The sequence below is a fragment of the Paenibacillus sp. NRS-1781 genome (assembly GCF_050467745.1).
Taxonomy (GTDB): Bacteria; Bacillota; Bacilli; order Paenibacillales; family Paenibacillaceae; genus Paenibacillus; species Paenibacillus terrae_A.
Genome location: NZ_JBITPI010000090.1, coordinates 1 through 2,357, shown reverse-complemented (window position 1 = coordinate 2,357; position 2,357 = coordinate 1). Strand labels below are relative to the sequence as shown.

Below are 2,357 nucleotides of genomic sequence, written 5' to 3'. Positions count from 1 at the left end.
AATAGCTGGCAAACATCAGGATATGATCTGACAATCCAATGTGCAGCGTCTGATCAAAATAGGTTTTCAGGTTGCACGGCCCGCGGTGCTCCACCATAACTCCTTTGGGCTTGCCTGTCGTTCCCGACGTGTAGATCACATACGCCAGATCGTTCGGGCCAGACACTGGCTCCAGATTCGATCCATCTTCGTGATATACTTTCTCTTCTCCATCCAGCACCAGAACCTGACCGCCGAAGGCCGCCTTTTCCACCAGATGGCTTTGGGTTAACAAGAGATCCGCACCCGAATCATCCAGCATGTAACGGATACGTTCTTCTGGATACGTCGGATCAATGGGGATATATGCGCCTCCGGCCTTCATAATCCCGAACATCCCCACAATCATATCCACGGAACGCTCGGTCATCAGACCGACCAAACGGTCTGTCGTCACGCCGTGACTCCGCAAGATTCGAGCCAGTCGGTTGGCCCGCTCGTTCAGCTCGTGGTAGGTCAACTGCTCTCCTTCGAAGAACAATGCTGCCTGCCCCGGTGTCTGCAAAGCTTGTGCTTCAAACAAGCCATGAATCGTTTGTTCACTCGGATACTCAGCCGCCGTATTTCCCCACACGCGAAGGATTTGCTCGCGTTCCTGCTCACTCAATAAATCCAGCTCACCCAATGTCTTATCTGGATTCGTCGCAATGGTTTCAGCCAATTGTATAAAGTGGCGCGTGATCTGCTCAACCGTTTCCCGTTTATACAAGGATGTCGCATATTGCAAACCGAATTGAATTCCATCCTCTTCTTCGCTGGCTTCCAGCGTCAAGTCGAACTTTGCCGGGACCTGCTCCATGCCAAATGGCCGGAAGCTGATGTCTGGCAGTTTCAGCTCGCCTTGTTCCGTGTTTTGTAGAACAAACATCGTATCAAACAGTGGGTTACGGCTCATATCCCGTTTCACATTCAGTTTTTCCACCAGTTCCTCAAACGGATAATCCTGATGCTCATACGCTTGCAAGGCTCGGGCTTTCACATCCTCCACGTAGTGGCGGAACGGTTGCGCTACAGTTGGATAGTTGCGCATGGCTAGTGTTCCGACAAACATTCCGATAATTGGCTCTAGATCGGCATACGGTCTTCCCGCAATTGGGGTACCGACAATGATGTCTTCCTGTCCAGTGTAATGATGCAGAAGTGCTGTATAAGCCGCCAGAAGCACCATATACAGCGTCGAACCTGTCTGTGCTGCCAGCTCTTTCAAGCGCTCGCTGACTTCACGTTCCAGTCTGAATACCACTGTATCTCCTGCCGTGCTCCGCACCGCCGGGCGGGTAAAGTCGGTTGGCAGATCCAGTACGGGCAGCTCACCCCGGAAGTTATCTAACCAGAACGTCTCCTGTCGTTTCATCCAATCCTGCCGTGTTTCACCTTGCTGCCATACGGCATAGTCTTTGTATTGAAGCCGTAACGGAGGCAATACCTCACCGCTGTATAAGCGTACAAATTCTTTAGTCAATACGCCTGCTGATACACCATCTGAGATAATATGGTGCATATCGAGCATTATCAGATGTTGCTGTTCTTGTTCTCCCCCTTGTATACCCAGATCCAGCAAGGATACCCGTAGCAACGGTGCAGCTTGGAGATCGAATGGACGTACAAAACGTTGAACCCAATCTTGCACTTCTCGGCTTACAAGCTGCTCAGACACTACTGATTGCTGCTCAAACACTGTATCACGATCAGAGATTTGCACATGAATTTGTTGATCAGCTTCTGTATGCGTTACTACACGCCCTGCCTGTACCTTCGCATACTCGACCTCGAATGGTACGGTTTTTTGAATCCGTTGCACGGGTTCATTGTTCACCAGTTCAAAGCTGGTGCGGAAAGCTGCATGACGTGAAACCAACTGTCGGAACACGTCTTCTACCCTTTTCACATTCAGCGGGCCACTTAACTGGAACACGGCGGGTATGTTGTAGTTTACATCGTTCGGATCAATTCGGTACAGCACATACATCCGTTTTTGTGCCGAGGACAAAGGGTAGAACGAACGTTCTTCCGTCACTGAAATGGACGCATACATCTCTTGATCCAATTGTTCAATGATGGCCGCCAGCTGTTCAATCGTCGGTGCTTCAAAAATGCTACGCAGGGGAAGCGATTTATTCAATTCCTTGTGGATCTTTGAGACCAGCGTCGTCGCTCGCAGCGAATGTCCACCAATCTCGAAGAAGTTCTCTTTTACACCGACTTGCTCCAAGCCCAGCACGTCCTGCCAGATTTGCGCCAGCTTGGATTCCACCCAGGTTTGTGGTGCGGCATAATCCGCCCCCGTTTGCAGGCTACCTTCCGGTGCCGGTAATAAT

At 50.6% G+C, this 2,357-nt stretch carries 1 protein-coding gene; it reads right to left on the bottom strand.

All coding sequences use genetic code 11. The features are described 5' to 3' along the window. Nucleotides 1–2,357: condensation domain-containing protein (locus ACIFO6_RS23795; RefSeq protein ID WP_430044473.1), on the bottom strand; the 2,357-nt coding region annotated here is incomplete at both ends.